17 protein-coding genes are annotated in these 17119 nt (G+C 69.9%); 1 reads left to right on the top strand and 16 read right to left on the bottom strand.

Translation table 11 applies throughout. The annotated features are described in order from the left end of the window. Positions 1-2: 2 nt before the first annotated feature. The 5 genes from ACZ5VQ_RS05350 to ACZ5VQ_RS05330 all read right to left on the bottom strand — a co-directional run bounded on the left by ACZ5VQ_RS05350 (position 3) and on the right by ACZ5VQ_RS05330 (position 6240). Positions 3-1406, bottom strand: a complete 1404-nt coding sequence (locus ACZ5VQ_RS05350) for an AI-2E family transporter (RefSeq protein ID WP_469103777.1) — start codon at positions 1404-1406, stop codon at positions 3-5. A gap of 135 nt (positions 1407-1541) precedes the next feature. Continuing rightward, on the bottom strand, positions 1542-2240 hold the full coding sequence (locus tag ACZ5VQ_RS05345) for an aggregation-promoting factor C-terminal-like domain-containing protein (protein WP_469103776.1): 699 nt from the start codon (positions 2238-2240) through the stop codon (positions 1542-1544). Between the two features lie 436 nt (positions 2241-2676). Beyond that, complete coding sequence (locus ACZ5VQ_RS05340) at positions 2677-4002, bottom strand: PhoH family protein (protein WP_200396098.1); 1326 nt, start codon at positions 4000-4002, stop codon at positions 2677-2679. A 322-nt stretch (positions 4003-4324) separates the two neighbouring features. Continuing rightward, positions 4325-5098: an isoprenyl transferase gene (locus ACZ5VQ_RS05335; protein WP_200396099.1), complete on the bottom strand. Its 774-nt coding sequence runs from the start codon at positions 5096-5098 to the stop codon at positions 4325-4327. Between the two features lie 743 nt (positions 5099-5841). Then, positions 5842-6240: a winged helix-turn-helix transcriptional regulator gene (locus ACZ5VQ_RS05330; protein WP_469103775.1), complete on the bottom strand. Its 399-nt coding sequence runs from the start codon at positions 6238-6240 to the stop codon at positions 5842-5844. 67 nt (positions 6241-6307) lie between these two features. Here ACZ5VQ_RS05330 and ACZ5VQ_RS05325 point away from each other — a divergent pair, with 67 nt between their 5' ends. Next, on the top strand, positions 6308-7456 hold the full coding sequence (locus ACZ5VQ_RS05325; protein ID WP_469103774.1) for a winged helix DNA-binding domain-containing protein: 1149 nt from the start codon (positions 6308-6310) through the stop codon (positions 7454-7456). A gap of 53 nt (positions 7457-7509) precedes the next feature. Here the strand turns inward: ACZ5VQ_RS05325 and ACZ5VQ_RS05320 are convergent, their stop codons facing one another. The 11 genes from ACZ5VQ_RS05320 to ACZ5VQ_RS05270 all read right to left on the bottom strand — a co-directional run bounded on the left by ACZ5VQ_RS05320 (position 7510) and on the right by ACZ5VQ_RS05270 (position 17088). Then, entirely contained in the window at positions 7510-8325 is an 816-nt protein-coding gene (locus ACZ5VQ_RS05320) for a class I SAM-dependent methyltransferase (protein ID WP_469103773.1), read from the bottom strand. Between the two features lie 232 nt (positions 8326-8557). After that, positions 8558-9430 (bottom strand): LLM class flavin-dependent oxidoreductase, encoded by an 873-nt coding sequence (locus tag ACZ5VQ_RS05315; protein ID WP_469103772.1) that lies wholly within the window; start codon positions 9428-9430, stop codon positions 8558-8560. 25 nt (positions 9431-9455) lie between these two features. Then, on the bottom strand, positions 9456-10082 hold the full coding sequence (locus ACZ5VQ_RS05310) for an OmpA family protein (RefSeq protein ID WP_469103771.1): 627 nt from the start codon (positions 10080-10082) through the stop codon (positions 9456-9458). 2 nt (positions 10083-10084) lie between these two features. Continuing rightward, a complete protein-coding gene (locus ACZ5VQ_RS05305; RefSeq protein ID WP_469103770.1) occupies positions 10085-10675 on the bottom strand; it encodes a hypothetical protein in 591 nt (196 codons plus the stop codon). A gap of 15 nt (positions 10676-10690) precedes the next feature. Next, on the bottom strand, positions 10691-11239 hold the full coding sequence (locus ACZ5VQ_RS05300; RefSeq protein ID WP_469104069.1) for a pilus assembly protein TadG-related protein: 549 nt from the start codon (positions 11237-11239) through the stop codon (positions 10691-10693). A 53-nt stretch (positions 11240-11292) separates the two neighbouring features. Next, positions 11293-11529, bottom strand: coding sequence for a hypothetical protein (locus ACZ5VQ_RS05295; RefSeq protein ID WP_469104068.1), 237 nt, complete (start codon positions 11527-11529; stop codon positions 11293-11295). 111 nt (positions 11530-11640) lie between these two features. After that, the gene (locus tag ACZ5VQ_RS05290; RefSeq protein WP_469103769.1) at positions 11641-12402 is read right to left on the bottom strand and encodes a response regulator; all 762 of its coding nucleotides are present in this window, start codon (positions 12400-12402) and stop codon (positions 11641-11643) included. Next, positions 12395-13828 carry a sensor histidine kinase gene (locus ACZ5VQ_RS05285; protein ID WP_469103768.1) on the bottom strand — a complete coding sequence of 478 codons (1434 nt, stop codon included), beginning with the start codon at positions 13826-13828 and terminating at the stop codon, positions 12395-12397. The genes ACZ5VQ_RS05290 and ACZ5VQ_RS05285 overlap by 8 nt, the downstream gene beginning before the upstream one ends. 3 nt (positions 13829-13831) lie before the next feature. Then, complete coding sequence (locus ACZ5VQ_RS05280) at positions 13832-14722, bottom strand: DUF5936 domain-containing protein (protein WP_362086467.1); 891 nt, start codon at positions 14720-14722, stop codon at positions 13832-13834. A gap of 16 nt (positions 14723-14738) precedes the next feature. Next, complete coding sequence (locus ACZ5VQ_RS05275) at positions 14739-15680, bottom strand: type II secretion system F family protein (RefSeq protein ID WP_307521790.1); 942 nt, start codon at positions 15678-15680, stop codon at positions 14739-14741. Between the two features lie 67 nt (positions 15681-15747). Then, positions 15748-17088 (bottom strand): CpaF family protein, encoded by a 1341-nt coding sequence (locus ACZ5VQ_RS05270; RefSeq protein ID WP_307521792.1) that lies wholly within the window; start codon positions 17086-17088, stop codon positions 15748-15750. Positions 17089-17119 lie beyond the last annotated feature (31 nt).

The following is a 17119-nucleotide window of genomic DNA, read 5'->3' as shown; positions in this document are numbered from 1 at the left end:
CCCTACGACGACGCCCCGTCCGGCGGCCGGTGTTCCACCGGGGCCGCCCCCGTCGCCGTCGCCCCCCGCGGCACGGGCGACGTGCGCAACACCGGCTCCTGGGAGTACGAGCGGAGGTAGCCGACCACCGTGTTGGTGACGGCGACGAGCGGGACGGCGACGACCGCGCCGCCGATGCCCGCGACCATCCCACCCGCCGCCACCGAAAGGACGACGGCGAGAGGATGGACCCGAACCGCCCGGCCGAGGATGAACGGCTGGAGGATGTGACCCTCGATCTGCTGGACGGCGAGCACGACGATGAGGGCCATCACCGCGGTGAAGACCCCCTGCGTCACGAGCGCCACCACGACCGCGAGCGCGCCCGAGACGACGGCACCGACCAGCGGGATGAACGCGAACAGGAAGATGAAGACGGCCAGCGGGACAGCCATCGGGACGTCCAGGAAGAAGATGCCCAGGCCGATGAAGATGGCGTCGATCAACGCCACTATCACCGTCCCGCGGACATAGGCCGTGAGCGTGCGCCAGGCGCGCGGCCCCGCCCCGGCCACCCCGGGCCGCGCCGCCGCCGGCACCAGCTTGAGCGTCCACTGCCAGATGCGCTTGCCGTCGTAGAGGAGGAAGAGCGTGGAGAACATCGTGAGGAGGATGCCGGTGAGTGCCTCGACGATGACGGTGACGCCTTCCAGGCCCGCCGACGTGATCTCGTCCGTGTTGGCGCCGACGGCCTCGCGCAGGCTCTTCGCGATGTCCTTGATCTGGTCCTCGGTGACGTGGAACGGGCTGTTGAGCAGCCAGCGCTGCAACTCGTCGATGCCGTCCTGGATCTGGTCGGAGAGGTTGTCGATGTTCTCCATGACCTGCCAGACGACGAACCATCCGACGAGGCCCATGACCACGAAGCCGAGGGTCGCGGTCAGCGCGGTGGCGAGCCCGCGCGGCACCCCGTACCGCCGCAGCCGCGCCACGGTGGGCTGGAGCAGCGCGGTGATGAGCAGCGCGGCGACGAAGGCGAGGACGACGAGCTGCACGGCGCTGATGACGCGCATCAACACCCAGACGGTGCCCGCGAGTACGAGCAGTCGCCACCCGGCCTCGGCGGCGACCCGCATGCCCCAGGGAACGGCCGCGGCGGGATCGGGGCGAGCGGCAGCGGCGGCCACGGGAGCGTACGAGGGAGGGGAGGGAGGCCGGGGCGGTGTGCCGTTCCCGGTGGCGTTGGACGCGGCCGGGGTGTCGGCGCTGCCCTTGCCGCCCCGATCGGTGCCGTTGCTCCGGCCGAAGTCGTCGCCCCCGCCGAAGTCGTCGTCCTTCTCGGCCTGCGCGCGGCGCGCGTTCAACCGGTCTCCCATTGCGGTGAGTCCGGCGCCGAGCCGGCCGAGCCACCCTGGCACTCTCGACATGATCCGTCCCTTTTCCCCGTTGTGCCCCACCACTCCCCCCTGGAGTCGTCGGCATCGACCGTACATGGCAGAAGCCCCCCACCGTAGGACGGTGAGGGGCTCTGGAAAGGTTGAGAGGACCGAGTGGCTGTCGGCCTAGTAGTAGTTGTTGGCCTGCCAGAAGTTCCAGGCTTCGCACGGGCTGCCGTAGCGGTCGTTCATGTAGCCGAGGCCCCACTTGATCTGGGTGGCCGGGTTGGTCGCCCAGTCCGCGCCGGCGGAGGACATCTTCGAGCCGGGCAGCGCCTGCATCAGACCGTAGGCGTCCGAGGTGGGGTTGTCCGCCCGGTAGTTCCAGCTGGACTCGTGGTCCACGATGGTGCTGAAGCACTGGAACTGGTCCGCCGGGACGATCTGGCGCGCCATCGCCTGGATCTCCGCGACGCTGTACGAGGACTGCGTCGGGAAGCTGGAGGCGTCACGCGTGGCGGAACGGCTGGCGACCTTCTCGGCCTCCTTGCGCTCCTTCGCCTCCTGCTCGGCCTTCTCCGCGGCCTTCTGCTTGGCGACGGCGTCCTTGGCGGCCTGCTTGCGCGCGGACTCCTCGGCGTCCTTCTTGGCGGTCGCGTCGGCCGCGATGGCCTGCGAGTCGGCCTGCTGAGTCAGGGATGCGGTCTGCACCTGCGCCTGCGCACCCGCGGGTATGTCCGCGAGAAGCGTCGCGCCTGCTGCCGTTGCCTCCGCGTCGTCGCTCGAGGACGCGGTGTTGCCCGAGGCAACACCGGTGACAGCGCCGACAGCGGTGACCGCGGTGGCCGAGGCCACTGCGAATCCCCGGACCGAAATCCGGCTCACACGGTTTCCTTCCAGCATCGCCCGCTACAGGTGACCCTCGCGGACGCAATCGTGCCCCTGGCGCTGGCCTCCCAACTGCGGGGTCACGGGAGGCACGGGCCCGATGGGCAACTCCCACGAGGGGAGCGCCGCGTGGTGCTCGGGCGGCATACGACGGCTTTATGGAGTTCTGTTACTTCTGTGGTGCCGTACCGCTGGGGGCACAGGTGTGTCGTATGCGGGGCCTGACAGGAGTGAGACTCTGCCGCACCCCGACGCCGGAGGGCAATTCTGTGTCGGGTGTGAAAGCTCACACCTCGTTTGCCCCAGGAGTTTTTCGGAAACGAGCACACGCCAGGACGCCGCCCGGCTAGGCTCTTCAGCCTTTGCCGGACGGCGTCAATTACCGTGTAGCCACCACCCGTTGGACAGATGCCACAAGTGGTGGCAGGTGGAATCAGATGTGCCCGTCCTCCAGCATTTCGGTCACAAGCGCCGCAATCTGGGAGCGCTCGGACCTGGTGAGTGTGACGTGCGCGAAGAGCGGATGGCCCTTCAGCTTCTCCACGACGGCCACGACTCCGTCGTACCGGCCGACCCTGAGATTGTCCCGCTGGGCCACGTCATGAGTCAGGATCACCCGTGAATTCGCGCCGATTCGGGACAGAACGGTCAACAGGACGTTCCGCTCCAGGGATTGGGCCTCGTCCACGATCACGAACGCGTCATGGAGGGAGCGGCCGCGGATGTGCGTGAGCGGCAGGACCTCCAGCATTCCGCGTGCGGTGACCTCTTCGATGACCTCGCGGCTGGTGACCGCGGAGAGCGTGTCGAAGACCGCCTGCGCCCAGGGGCCCATCTTCTCGGACTCGGAGCCGGGCAGATAGCCGAGCTCCTGCCCGCCGACCGCGTACAGCGGACGGAAGACCATCACCTTCTGGTGCTGGCGCCGTTCGAGCACGGCCTCCAGGCCCGCGCACAGGGCGAGCGCCGACTTTCCGGTGCCGGCCCGGCCGCCCATCGAGACGATCCCGACGTCCGGGTCCAGCAGCAGATCCAGCGCGATGCGCTGCTCGGCGCTGCGGCCCTTGATGCCGAAGGCCTCCCGATCACCCCGCACGAGCCGGACGTTGCCCTCGGACGTCACGCGTCCCAGGGCCTTGCCGCGCTCGGACTGGATCATCAGGCCCGTGTGGACCGGATAGTCGGACGCCTCGGGGACGTACAGGGTCTCCTGGTCGAAGAGGAGGTCCACCTGCTCGCCGGAGAGTGTCAGTTCGGACATTCCGGTCCAGCCGGAGGAGCCCGTGATGGCGAGTTCGGCGCGGTACTCCTCGGCGAGGAGCCCGACCGAGGAGGCCTTGATCCTGAGCGGCAGGTCCTTCGACACGACTGTGACGTCGAACCCCTCGGCCTGCAGATTGCGGGCGACCGCGAGGATGCGGGAGTCGTTGTCCCCCAGGCGATAGCCGCTGGGCAGCACGCTGGGGTCCGAGTGATTGAGCTCGACACGTACGGTCCCGCCCAGTTCCCCGGTGGGGATGGGGGCATCGAGACGGCCGTACTTCACCCGGTAGTCGTCCAGCAGACGCAGGGCCTGCCGGGCGAAGTAGCCGAGTTCGGGATGGTGCCGCTTGGCCTCCAATTCCGTGACCACCACGATCGGAAGCACTACTTCGTGCTCGTCGAAGCGGTTCATGGCGTGCGGGTCGGCCAGCAGGACGCTGGTGTCGAGAACATAGGTGCGCCGGTCTGGCATACGGCGCTTTGTGCTGGTCACCACGGAAGGACGTACCCCCTCGGATGAGGTCGGGGAGCGACGGAGGAGAGCTGGACCGGTGTCCGGCCGCGATGCACGGGCCGACTACCGGCCCTCTCCGCTTCGTCCGTACTGACCGCACGGTCGGGCTGGTGCAAAGGGCCTCCCGGGCGGACGGCCCCGTGCCGTCCGCTGAGATACGACACCCGTGGTTCGGGTGTCGACCTGCAAGGCTTATGCCCTCGAACGCGCGATGCCATGCCAAGGGTGATGACGGCGCGTTCGTTAACACCAGATGACGTACGTCCCTGATGGCGCCCCCTGCGAGCGGGGGCCACCCGGAAGCTCAGCCTCCGTAGCGCCTGTGTCGCGCCGCGTAGTCGCGCATGGCGCGCAGGAAGTCGACCTTGCGGAAGGCCGGCCAGAAGACCTCACAGAAGTAGTACTCGGAGTGGGCCGTCTGCCAGAGCATGAACCCGGACAGCCGCTGCTCACCGCTCGTACGGATCACGAGGTCGGGGTCGGGCTGGGCGCTGGTGTAGAGGTGCTTGCCGATCATGTCGGTGTCGACGCTGTCGGCGAGCTCCTCCATCGAGGTGCCCTTCTCGGCGTGGTCGAGGATCATCGAGCGCACGGCGTCGGCGATCTCCTGGCGGCCGCCGTAGCCGATGGCGCAGTTCACGAGTATTCCGTCGACGTGCGCGGTGGACTCCTCGGCCTCCTTCAGGACGGTCTGCATCCGGGAGGGCAGGATGTCGGGCGTACCGACGTGGTGCACACGCCAGCGGCCGTCGGCGGCGAGCGAACTCACGACGTTCTCGATGATGCCGAGCAGCGGTACGAGCTCTTCCTCAGGGCGGTCGAAGTTGTCCGTGGACAACAGCCAGAGGGTGACGACCTCGACGTCGGTCTCGGAGCACCAGCCGAGGAATTCCTCGATCTTGTCGGCGCCGGCCCGGTGTCCCTGGGCGGCGGTGCTGCCCGCCGCCTTCGCCCAGCGCCGGTTGCCGTCCATGATGACCCCGATGTGCTTGGGCACCTGGTCGTGGTCAAGGTGGCCTTCCACCCTGCGTGCATAGAACCTGACCAGCAAGCGGCGCAGGTTGTCGCGCAGGTTCACGTTTTCGTCAGCCCCTCCGTGCAGATAACGGTCCCCCGAGGGCGACACCCTACCGCTGCCGAAGCGCCGCTCCCCCTTGGGGTGCAAGGCCTTCTGCTCTCCGGGCGGCAGTGGTCGGGGGCGGGCCGTACAGGACGACGGCACCTCAGGGGCGTACGCCGGGCGCGTGTGAGCGCACAAAAAACGGGCCGGTCCGTGGGGGGGAGACGGACCGGCCCGAGGGGGGGTTTCCACCATAACCCTTCGTAAGTGATGCTGCGTGCATCGGCGTGCCACAACTACTCTCCGGAGTCGCCCGGCAACGCCTGGGTGGGTGCGGAAGCGTTCATTCAAGGGCAGAACGTGGCCGAATCACAGCGGATTCCAAGGCTGCGGAGGCGAATCCGGAGGGAACCAGGGGGTTTGCGAGCGGTTCTGGGGCACTGGGCCATCCGCCTCGGACGTACGCCCCAAGAGTGACGCCCTCAGGAACGTCCACTTGACGCCAAGGATGGTTTCGCGGCCGCCGGCGCTTCACGGCTCCGATCGGACCGGAGCCCCGGTACGGGCCTCCCGAACGCGCCCCCCGGCGCTGCAGGCAGGGCACCGCGCGGCCCCCTCCTCCGCGCGGTACCGTCCCGCGCAGCTTTGCTCACGCGAATTACCTTGTTTCGAATTTACGTGAGCCGGAGAGGTGCAACGGACCATCCGGGGTAACGATGTGGAAACTCTGTGAGAGTTTCCGGGATTTTCGTGAGGGCCCCTCACCCGGACTGTGCGGCGGCCGAAGGCTCTTTGCTCAAACCTGGGTGTTTACGGGCGACAATTTCCTTCATGTGCAGATCACCCCATTCGCCCAACGGCAGGAGTGCGGTGTTCAGCGCCTTGCCCAGTTCGGTGAGCGAGTACTCCACGCGGGGCGGCACCTCGCCGTACACCTCCCGGTGCACCACGCCGTCGGCCTCCAGCTCGCGCAGCTGCTGGCTCAGCACCTTCTCGCTGATTCCCGGGGAGTGCTCTCCCCCGATATTCCGGCGCAGTTCCCCGAAGCGCAGGGTCCCGCCCACGTGCAGCGCCCAAAGGATCATCGGCTTCCACTTGCCGCCCACGACGTCCACGGCCGCGTCCAGGCCACAGCTGTAGGGCCCCTTGCCCTTCGACATGGTCGACTCCTCCCAAGACCGGGGCAGCGGACAGGATCTGACCTAATTCCGGTCTACCGTCGCCGCCATGACATCGAGGATCACATGGGACGGGGCGAGCGCGCGGCGCTACGAGCGGCAACTGCTGGGTGCGCCCGCCCCGGCCGGCACCCCCGTCGCCGAGGTCGTCTCCACGATGCTCGCCACGCACGCGCAGGTCCTGTCGGCGGCCGAGCTCTCCGTGGGCCTGCGGCTCGACGGCTCGACCCGCCAGGACGTGCGCGCGGCGCTGTGGGACGACCGGAGCCTGGTGAAGACGTACGGGCCGCGCGGCACGATCCATCTCCTGGCCGCCGCCGAGCTCCCCTTCTGGAGCGCCGCGCTGACCGCCGTACCGAGCGGTGCGAGCGCCCCTCCGGGCGTGCGGATGACGCACGGGCAGGAGGAGCGGGTCGTCGCCGCGATCGGTGACGCCCTCGACGGGCGGCAGCTGACCATCGACGAGCTGTCCGAGGAGGTCGTGGCCCGCACCGGTCCCTGGGCAGGGGACCTCGTGATGGAGGCGTTCCAGGGCAAGTGGCCGCGCTGGCGCCAGGTCATGCATCGCGCGGGCCAGTCGGGCGCGCTGTGCTTCGCACCCAACCGCGGCCGCAAGGCCGCCTACACGCGCCCGCCGCACTTCACCCCGCTCCCCGCGGACGAGGCGCTCGCCACACTCGTACGCCATTATTTGCACGCGTACGGTCCCGCGACGCCGCAGCACTTCGCCAAGTGGGCTGCCGCGCCCCGGGGTTGGGCCGCCGACCTCTTCGGCTCGCTGGCTGCCTCGGGCGGAATCGAGGGGGTCGACTTCGAGGGAGCGCCGGCGTGGGTGGTGGCGGGCGACACGGAGTTCCCGACGGAGGCCGTACGCGGGGTGCGGCTGCTCCCCTATTTCGACGCGTACGCCATCGCCGCACAGCCCCGCGAGCGGATGTTCCCCGGCGCGGCGTACAAGCGGGCCCTGGCGGGCGGGCAGGCGGGGAACTTTCCCGTGCTGCTCGTCGACGGCGTGGTGGCGGGGGTCTGGCACCAGCGGCGGCAGGGGAAGCGGACGACGGTGACGGTGGAGCCGCTGGGCCGGCTGAGCCGGGCGCAGGAGCGGGAGCTGGGGAAACAGGTGGAGCGAGTCGGTGAAGTCCTGGAGGCCGAACCGGAGTTGGTGGTGGGGAAGGTGACGGCGGGCCCGCACGCGTAGCCCGCGAACGTCAACTCCGCTCGCTCCTCAGGGACTTGTTCAGGCCACGCGCTCTAGGGCCGTTCTACCGGAGGGCGGGGCTTGCGGGCCTCGATGAGGTGGCGGGAACTGTGGGCCACGAACGGGCCCTCCGTCACGATCCGCTCGTGCAGTTTCAGGAGGCGGGTCCGGTACTGGTCCACGGTGAAGCCGGGCACCATCCACACCACCTTCCGCAGGAAGTGCACGACCGCCCCGATGTCGTGGAACTCCATCCGCAGCCGCTCCGCGCGCAGATCGACGATCTCAAGACCGGCCGCCTCGGCTCCGGCGCGCTCGCGGTCCGGATGGCGGGCACTGCGGTTGGCCTCCGGCTGCGGGCCGAGGAAGTACTCGACGAGTTCGTAGACGCTGCTCGGGCCCACGTGCTGGGCGAAGTAGGTGCCGCCGGGGGCGAGGACGCGGGCGATCTCCGTCCAGTGTGCCGTCACCGGATGCCTGCTCACGACGAGGTCGAACGCCGCGTCGGCGAACGGCAGCGGGGCGTCCTCGGGCGAGGCGACGACCACCGCGCCGCGCGGGTGGAGCAGGGCGGTGGCCTTGGCGACGTTCGGCGGCCAGCCCTCGGTGGCGACGGTCGGACGTGGCAACTGCCTTGCTGACGCGAGGACTTCGCCGCCGCCGGTCTGGATGTCGAGGGCCGCCTCCGCCGCGGCCAGCCGCTCGCCCATGGCCCGCGCGTATCCCCAGGAGGGGCGCTCCTCGGTGGCCCGCCCCTCGAACCACGAGAAGTCCCAGCCCTCGGTGGGGGCGGCCACGGCCTCGGCGACGAGCTCTTCGAAGGCGGGGGTGGAGGGCGTGGAGGGGTTGGAGGGAGTGGTCGGGCTCATCGGGCGATGGTGACAGGCGGGGTTCGTGCGCCGCGACCGAATTCCGGGCTGTACGTGCCGGGGTGCCCGCGGATGTGCATGGGCGGCTGTGCGTGGGCGGATGTGCGTGGGCGGCTGTGCGTGGGCGGATGTGCATGGGCGGCTGTGCGTGGGCGGTTTCGCTCATACCGAGGGAGTCTGGCAGCGGGCACCGACAGTCGGCCCCGGCATGAGCGACGGCGGCTCGGGGCCGTTACGGGACGAGGGGGCGTACGTCCTCGGCGGTGAAGCGCACGAAGCCCTCGGGGTCCGGTTCGTCGGCGGTCGGCTGGAGGATCACGGTGTCGGCGCCGGCGTCCGTGAGACGGCCGACTGCCTCGGCGACCGCTTTCGCGTCCCCGGCGACCCCGAGGTCCGGGACCGACGCCACGCCGTCCGCCTCCAGCTCGGCGCGGAGGCGCGCGGCGGCGTCCGGGCCGGTGGCGGTGAGGAGGTAGACGACGACCTCGTGCGTGCCGTCGCGGGAGCCCGACTTCCGCCCCTCGTCGATGAGTCGGCGCGCCTTGCGTACGCCTTCCGGAGACGTACCGGAGGTGAGGATGGTGCCGTCCGCGAACTCGCCGGAGAGCCGGAGCGTTCGCGGGCCGGTGGCTCCGGCGAGGATCTCCAACGGTGTCTGCGGGGGCCAGTCGAGGGCGACGCCGTCGAGCTTCACGTACCGGCCGTCCGTGGTCACCCGCTCGCCCCGCAGCAGCGCGCGCAACGCCACGAGGTACTCACGCAGCAGCGTCACGGGCGACTCGGCCCGCGCCCCGACCTGCCCCATCCAGTCCTGTACGCCGTGCCCGACGCCCACGATCGCCCGGCCCGGGAAGAGCCGGTGCAGGGTGGCGGTCTCCATCGCCGTCACGGCCACGTTCCGCAACGGCACGGGCAACAGCCCCACTCCCACCCGCAGCCGCTCCGTCCAGGCCAGCGCTGCCGCCGCCGCGGAGATCCCCCCTTCCAGAAAGCAGTCCTCCCACAGCCACAGCTCCTCCAGCCCCGCGTCCTCCGCCGTACGGACCATCGCGCGCAGACGTTCTGGGGGCAGCTGAGGCCGGAACACGGCGCCTAGTGCAGTCATGCGGCCTTCCTACCCGGGCTCGGGGCTAACTCTCCCCCTTCGGGAACGTGACCTCCACGCGGCGGTTCTTGCGGCGGCCCTGTTCCGAGGTGTTGTCGGCGATCGGGTAGTCCTCGCTGTAGCCGCGTACCGCGAAGGTGACGTTCGTGTCGCCGAGGGCCGCGGCGAGTTCCTCGTGGACGACTTCGGCGCGGTTCTTGGAGAGGGTCAGGCCGTGGGCGTACGAGCCGAGGTTGTCGGTGAAGCCGAAGACGCGGACGTTCGTGGCGTTCTGGGCCTTGATCTCGTCCGCGATCGCCTTGATGCGGGAGCGTGCCTCGGGGTTGAGCTTCGAGCTGTCCTTCGGGAAGAGGACCTCCGCCTGGAGCGCGAACGTCACGTCCTCGTTGGTGTCCACGCGGCGTTCCTCGCCGCCGAGGTCCTCGACGACCGACTTGATGTCCAGCGCCCGCGCGGGCGCGAGCGTGGCGCCGTCGGCGAGCTTCAGCCCTGGGCTGTTCGCGTCCACTTCAGGGGGTGGGGAGCTGCTGACACTGCCCGGCGGAGCACTCGGGTCCTCGTCGTCCGCCTGGGCCGGGGTGAGGGGCGTCAGGAAGACGAGGGTGGTGAGGGCGGTGAAGGTGATCGCGGTGGTGCGGAGGGTGAGGGACATGGTCACTCGCCCTCGGAGAGCTCGACGGCGGCGGGGGGCATGGAGCCGACCTGGAAGGAGACCTTGGTGGTGTCCTCGGGTGGGGCGGGGAACTGGGCGAACCACTCCGCCGTTTCTCCCGCCTTCACGCCGCCGACGAATCGCGTGCAGAGGCAGCGGCCCTCGGTGTCACGAAGGATGAGGTACTTCTTCTTGCCGGTCTGATCCACCAAGCTCGCGCCGGCGACGGATGAGGCGTTCTGTCGCAACTCGTTCTCGTCACCGCGCCAGTCCGCCGCGACCCAGAGCCGCGAACCGCCGTTGGTGACCGTGCCGGAGACGGTCACGAAGCCCCCGTCATCCCGCACTGCCGACGTGATGGCGAGTGAGATGTCGCCTTGCTTGGACTCCGCGAGCACCTTGGTCTCGCCCGGTGCCTGCGACTGCTTGTCCTTGCCATCGTCGTCGTTCTTGGTGGAGGAAGACGATGACGCGGTGTTGTCGGGCTTGTCGTCGTCGCCCCCGCCGCAGCCGGCCACCGTGAGGACCAGCCCAGTCGTGATCGCCACCGCGGTCAGTACCGTGCGGCCCTTCATGGTGCGCCGAATGTTCATTGGTACGGCTTCCTTTCACTCGGCCAGTTGCACAGAGAACAGCACGGACGCGTCGGGAAGGTCGTCCAAATCGAAATCTTCGGGGTCGATGTTCACGAGATCGCCGTCGCAGTCGAGCGTGACGAGCTTCGTGGGATCGGCGTCCACGGGGAGATCACACCGCGGTTCGATGACGGCCGTGGCACGCGCGTTGGCGTGCTGGGTCTCCGTGCCCGGGATGATCGAGTCCCCAACCGTGTAGTTCGTCTGGATCTCCACCTCGTAACCGAGGTACCCGGCCACGGTCGCGCCTGCGAATCCCGTGACGGTCGCGTCGTTCTCGGCGGCCAACGCGTCGGCCGCGGCGGCGGCCTCGCCGCCTTCGAGCGCTTCGGGGTCGAGCCAGTCCAACCAGTCGGGGTCGCCGCCGACGGCGTCCCCGAGGCCCTCGATCAGGTCGTCCCGGGCGCTCTGTGCGGCAGCCAACGCAGCGGCGTCCGCCGCGGATTGAGCTCCGTTCCGGGCGGACGCCGCTTGAGCGAATGCGAAGAAGGCGAACGCGGCGAAGAGCAGAATCCCCGTCAGCCAGATGTAGATGGGGAGAGTCGATCCTCGGTCACCGCGAATGCAAGGTGGGGTCAGCCGCCCCCTACGACGTCCGCGACCGCATCGCCGATCGCTCCTGAGATCTGACCGTCCAGCCCCAGCCCGTCGATCAGCGTGAAGATCCCCGCGATGAGAATCATCAAGCCCGCGTACTCGACGAATCCGGCGCCTCGATCGCGATCCCGCCCGCGCATCCGGTCGGAGACGGTCCGCGCCCAGGTCTCCAACGCCCGCTCCACGCCTACCGTTGCCCTCAGCGTCCAGCCCATCGCCATCACGTCCCCTTCCTTCCCACCCAGAACCACTGCCTTCACGCGCACCGTACGTGAGAACACGCCTACTCCGGGTGGGTCCAGGGACCCAACTTCCCGAGTTCGGAGTCACCGGTTCCACCCCCCGTGGGCCGTGCCCAGCCAGTGGGCGATCGCTTCGCTGCGCGTGGAACTGTGCAGCTTTGCGAAGATGCGATTGATGTGGTTCTTGACGGTCTTCTCGCTGATGAAGCACGTGGCGGCGATCTGCCGGTTGTTCATGCCGGCCGCGATGAGATCCATGACCTCCACCTCCCGTGAACTCAGCCCGAATTCCAGTGAGTTGCGGCCGCGACGGTGGAGCGCCGCCGCGGAGGCGGGTCGAGCCTTCGACGACTGTCCCACAACCGATTGCAGATGCGAAGAGATTTCGTTCGGTTCGTACGAAACACCGAGTGAATCCGACACAGCGGCGGCCTCGGCGGCGGAGGCCGTGAAGGTGGCCCTTCCGTCACTCAAGTCGCGTACGGCGGTGATCAGTTCGTCCGCCGTGAACTCGCCGTGCACGAGGTAACCGACGGCTCCCAGGTTCAACGCCTGTGCCACCACCTCGGGTTCACGGCTGTACGTCAGCATCATCACGGGAGCCAGCGCGGCCAGCGAAGGCAGTGCCGTGAGGCCGTCCGTGCCAGGCATGCGGACGTCCAACAGGATCACGTCGGGGCGGTGGCGGGTCGCGGCCGTGAGCGCCTCCGCACCGTTCGACGCCCGGGCCGTGACCCGGATGTCGGGGTGCGCGTCGAGCAGGGCCGCCAGGCCCGCCCGGACGACGGGGTTGTCGTCGGCCACGAGCACTCGTAGGGGCGGGCCGGGAAGTGCCTGGTCAGGCATGTGCGGCCTCCTCTTGAGGAGTGTGTGAGGGGGATACCGGCAGGGCGGTGACCAGCGGAAGGTCGACCTTGACCTCCGTGCCGCCCTGCTCGGCTCGGTGCAGCTGGAGGCCCGCGCCCATCGAGGCCGCGCGCTCCAGCATGCCCAGCAGGCCGAAGTGGCCGGATTTCGCCAGGTGTTGTACGTCGTCGAGGGATACGGCCGTGCCGGTTCCGTCGTCCCGCACGGTCAGGTGGAGGGAGGAGGGCGAGGCGTCGAGGGTCACATCCACCCGGGTCGCCCCCGCCGCGTGGCGGTGCGTGTTCTCCAGTGCCTCCGAGAGGATCGCCAGGAGGTGGCGGGACGCCTCGGGCGGGAGGACGAGCGTGGGGGGCGCCGTGTGGTCGACGCTCGCCGTGATGCCTGTGCGAGAGGTGAAGTCCGCCGCCCTCGACGTCAGTTCCGTCCTGAGGTCCATGGGCGGGGTCGACAGCGCGGTGTGGTGGCGGAGGTCCGTCAGGAGGTCGCGGGACTCCGCCGCCGCGCGACGGGCCGCGCCCGCCACCGCCGTGGCCTGGGACTTGAGGGCGCGGGGGTCCCTGTCGTGGTCGGCGGCGACCGCGAGGGCCTCGGCGGCCAGGGCCAGGCCGTGCAGGGTCTTCGCCACGGAGTCGTGCATCTCGCGGGCGAGGCGGGCCCGTTCGGACTCGACGGCCTCCGCCACGGCCAGCCGGGAGTTGGCCTCGGCGAGGGCCTGGCTGGCCGTGCCGAAGTGGAACATCAGGTTGCGCAGGGTGACCCCGACGATGCCCGCCGCGATGCAGAAGCCGGCGACCAGGAGGGTGCTGGCGCCGGCGCCCGGACGGTGCTCCCAGGCTCTGAACACCGTGAGCAGCACGACGAGTTGGAGCCCCGTGAAGACTCCGGAGCCGCGCCAGCCGTACAGCAGGCCCGCCAGGAGGGGGGTGCAGACGGCCGCGTACGCGAGGGGGGAGGCGGGGGACGCGGTCAGCAGGAGTATCGCGCCGAAGACCAGGTCCACCGCCATGAGGGTGGGGTGGGCGAGGAGGCGGGGGGCGAAGCGGTCCCAGTCCCTGAGCATGGCGTACGAGCCCATGACGCCGAGGACCGCCGCGGCGAGGACGCCGTAGCGGGGCGGGCCGTCCGTCGCGTTGGCCGTCGCGAAGGGGGCGCCGATCGCGATCAGGGTGAGCCGGACCGCGAACGCCTGACGGCACAGGGCCTGGAGGGCGTTGAGCTGGAGACGGACGCTGCCGGGCGCTGCCGCGTCGTCTGCGAAGTAGCCTGTGGCCCACGTCCACTTGGCGGGGGCGCCGCCTGGGGGAAAGGTTGGTCGTTGGCCGCGGGTCCGTCGTGGCTGGGCGCGCAGTTCCCCGCGCCCCTTGACGGGGCGCCTTACCCACCGGTGCTTCCACGTCCCCGTCATCTCTCAGCGCCCCAGGATCGAGCCGAAGTTCGAGCCGGAGCCCAGGAACATGCCTGTGGCGATGAGGATCATCGTGGCCGGGAGCATGAAGACCAGGGTGACCATGGTGGCCTTGGGGATCGTCTTGGCGGCCCGGCGGCGGGAGTTCTGGGCGTCGGTGCGGCGCATGTCCGTGGCGAGCTGGATGAGGGTGTCCGCGATCGGGGAGCCCAGTTCCTCGCCCTGTTGGAGCGCCGAGACGAACTGGGCGACCTGTTCGGAGGAGTTGCGCTTGCGCAGTTCGTCGAAGGCCTGGCGGCGGCTTACGCCCATGTCCATCTGGCGCAGTGTGATGCGCAGTTCGTCGGCCCACGGGCCCTCGTAGTGGTCCGCGACCCGGTCCAGGGCCTGGCGGAAGCCGAGACCCGCGGACACCACGACCGCCAGGACGTCGAGGAAGTCCGGGAGGGTGCGGTCGATGACCTCCTTGCGTTCGCGGATGGCCTGCCAGATGAGGGCGTCGGCGGCGAGCAGCCCGAAGGCCAGGGCCATCAGCGAGAAGAGCGGCTGGCCGTTGGTGAGGAAGATCAGGAAGAGCAGGACACCGAAGACCCCGTACACCGCCCGGCGGGCCGCGTAGCGGTTCAGGGTCAGGCCGCCGGGGTTGCCCGCCATGTCGATGCGGCGGCGTTTGGCGTCGACGCGGCGGGGGCCCATCAGCCGCAGGACGAGCGGGGCGAACCGCATGCCGAGGCGGTCGACGGCCGAGTCGGACTTCGAGACACGGGTGGCGCCGACCTCCAGGGCGAGCGCCATGTCGCCGGGGAGCTTGGCCTCCGCGCGGTACATGCGGATGCCCAGGAGCATGCCCCCGACGGCGAGGCCGGTCAGCGCGGCAAGGAGCAAGGCCAGCAACGTGATCCCCTCCTCCTCATACTTCGATCTTGCCGAGGCGGCGGATGACGAAGAAGCCGATGGTGTAGAGGCCCATGGCGATGAGCACCAGGGTCTGGCCGAGCGGGGAGCCGGTCACCTTGGCCAGGGCACCCTCGTTCGAGGAGTTGATGAGGAGCAGCGAGCCGACGCCGAGGAGGGGGACCGTGAAGGCGGTCGCGTTGACCTCGGAGAGCATGGTGCGGACCTCGCGGCGGGTCTCCTTGCGGTCCTCCAGGGTCTGGGTGAGGTTCCGCAGGGAGTTGACGACCGAGCCGCCCGCCTTGTTGGACAGGACGAGGGTGGTGACGAGGACGACCAGTTCGCGGGACGGGAGGCGTTCGGCCAGTTCGCCGAGGGCGTCGTCGACCGAGCGGCCCAGGGTCAACTGGTCGGCCACCCGCGCCAGTTCCTCGCCCGCCGGGGCCTCCAGCTCCTCCGCCGCCATCGCCAGGGCCGTGCGCAGGGCGAGGCCTGCCGCCGCCGCGTTGGCCAGCAGGCGGGCCACGTCGGGGAGTTGGTTGATGAAGGCCTCGATGCGCTTCTGGCGCTGCCAGTTGAGGAAGATCGCCGCGCTCCAGATACCCGCCAGGCCCGCGATGGGGCCGAAGAACGGGGCCAGGGCGGCGGCCGCGGTCAGCCAGAGGCCGACGACCACGGCGGCGACGTACGTGAAGAACTCGCCCGCGGTCAGGTCGAGTCCCGTCGCCGAGAGACGAAGCTGGATCGTGCGGCCGAGGCGGGTGCGGCGCAGCCGGCGGTCGACGGCGGCGAAGCGGCGGGCGCGGCCGGCCGCGGTGCGCAGGGGGCCGCCGCCGGAGAGGCGGTCGACGAGGGCCTGGCGCTGGGCGCGTCCCGACGCGTACGTGTGCACGCCCGCGACGGCGAGCGTGCCGCACAGGACGGTGCCGCCGAGGGCGAGCAGGGCCTGGTTGTTCACGGCTCGCTCCTCTCATCGGTCTTGTAGGTCTCGGTGGTGGGGGTCCTCCGGCGGAGCGTCCGGGCGGTCATCCGATGGCCTGCCTCGTGTTGAGGACGTCGATGGCCTCCGCGACCCCGAAGGCGGGCGGCAGGGGCTCGTTGGCGACGTACAGCTTCTCGGCGACCGAGCGGGGCAGCGGCAGGTGTTCGAAGTGGCCGTGGACGACGCGGTCGGGGCCCGTCGGGCGGGGCACGAAGCGGGTGACCGGGACGACGCGGAACTGTTCGCGGCCGTGCGAGACCAGCAGGGCGATCTCGGTGACCTTGCGGGAGCCGTCGGCGTGGCGGGTGAGCTGGACGATGACGTCGACCGCGGAGTTGATCTGGTCCTTGAGCGCCTCGAAGGGGATCTGGACCTCGGACATCGAGCCGAGGGTCTGGAGCCTCATCAGGGCGTCCTCGGCGGAGTTCGAGTGGACGGTCGCGAGGGAGCCGTCGTGGCCCGTCGACATGGCCTGGAGCATGTCGAGGGTCTCGCCGCCGCGGACCTCACCGACGATGATGCGGTCGGGGCGCATACGCAGCGAGTTGCGGACCAGGTCGCGGATGGTGATCTGGCCCTTGCCCTCCACGTTCGGGGGGCGGGATTCGAGGCGGATCACATGCTCCTGCTGGAGCTGCAGTTCGGCGGAGTCCTCGATGGTGATGATGCGCTCGTGGGACGGGACGAGGCCGGAGAGAGCGTTGAGGAGCGTGGTCTTGCCGGAGCCCGTACCGCCGCTGACGATGACGTTGAAGCGGGCGCGGACGAACGCCGCCAGCAGCATCAGCATCTGCTCGTCGAGCGAGCCGAGGCCGATGAGTTCGGGGAGCGTGTACGCGCGGGGGAAGCGGCGGATCGTGAGGGTGGGCCCGGTGAGGGCGAGCGGCGGGATGATGACGTTGACGCGCTCGCCGGTGGGGAGGCGGGCGTCGACCATCGGGTTCGACTCGTCCACGCGGCGGTTGACCGTGGAGACTATGCGCTCGATGGTCTGCATCAGCTGCTCGTTCGAGGCGAACCGGAGCGGGAGTTGCTCCACGCGGCCCGCCCGCTCCACGAAGATCGAGTCCGGTCCGTTGACCATGATCTCGGTGATCGACGCGTCGGCGAGGAGCGGTTCGAGGACGCCGAGGCCGAGCGCCTCGTCGACGACCCTTCTGATCAGCTGGGAGCGCTCTGCGGACGACAGGACCGGGCCCTCGCGGCTGATGATGTGCCCGAGCACGCGCTCCAGACGCATCCGCCGCTCGGCCGCCGCGAGGCTCGACATCTCGGCGAGGTCGATCTCTTCGAGCAGCTTGGCACGGTAGACGGCGACGAGGTGGCCGTCCTCGCGGCCTGATCCGCCCTCTTCGGGGGCGGCGATACGGGCTCGCAGGCTCATGCGGGTCGCCTCCTCTCGGTTCTCGGTTTCT

The sequence above is a fragment of the Streptomyces sp. NPDC033178 genome, assembly GCF_055577685.1.
The sequence above is the reverse complement of the archived record's forward strand: the minus strand, read 5'-3'. Positions and strand labels throughout refer to the sequence as shown.

What these genes read in the sequence shown, in the direction of transcription:
- ACZ5VQ_RS05270 (WP_307521792.1), bottom strand. Translation starts at nt 17,088, where the DNA reads ATGAGCCTGCGAGCCCGTATCGCCGCCCCCGAAGAGGGCGGATCAGGC.
- ACZ5VQ_RS05320 (WP_469103773.1), bottom strand. Translation starts at nt 8,325, where the DNA reads ATGAGCCCGACCACTCCCTCCAACCCCTCCACGCCCTCCACCCCCGCC.
- ACZ5VQ_RS05290 (WP_469103769.1), bottom strand. Translation starts at nt 12,402, where the DNA reads ATGCCTGACCAGGCACTTCCCGGCCCGCCCCTACGAGTGCTCGTGGCC.
- ACZ5VQ_RS05315 (WP_469103772.1), bottom strand. Translation starts at nt 9,430, where the DNA reads ATGACTGCACTAGGCGCCGTGTTCCGGCCTCAGCTGCCCCCAGAACGT.
- ACZ5VQ_RS05285 (WP_469103768.1), bottom strand. Translation starts at nt 13,828, where the DNA reads ATGACGGGGACGTGGAAGCACCGGTGGGTAAGGCGCCCCGTCAAGGGG.
- ACZ5VQ_RS05350 (WP_469103777.1), bottom strand. Translation starts at nt 1,406, where the DNA reads ATGTCGAGAGTGCCAGGGTGGCTCGGCCGGCTCGGCGCCGGACTCACC.
- ACZ5VQ_RS05295 (WP_469104068.1), bottom strand. Translation starts at nt 11,529, where the DNA reads ATGGGCTGGACGCTGAGGGCAACGGTAGGCGTGGAGCGGGCGTTGGAG.
- ACZ5VQ_RS05305 (WP_469103770.1), bottom strand. Translation starts at nt 10,675, where the DNA reads ATGAACATTCGGCGCACCATGAAGGGCCGCACGGTACTGACCGCGGTG.
- ACZ5VQ_RS05330 (WP_469103775.1), bottom strand. Translation starts at nt 6,240, where the DNA reads ATGTCGAAGGGCAAGGGGCCCTACAGCTGTGGCCTGGACGCGGCCGTG.
- ACZ5VQ_RS05325 (WP_469103774.1), top strand. Translation starts at nt 6,308, where the DNA reads ATGACATCGAGGATCACATGGGACGGGGCGAGCGCGCGGCGCTACGAG.
- ACZ5VQ_RS05310 (WP_469103771.1), bottom strand. Translation starts at nt 10,082, where the DNA reads ATGTCCCTCACCCTCCGCACCACCGCGATCACCTTCACCGCCCTCACC.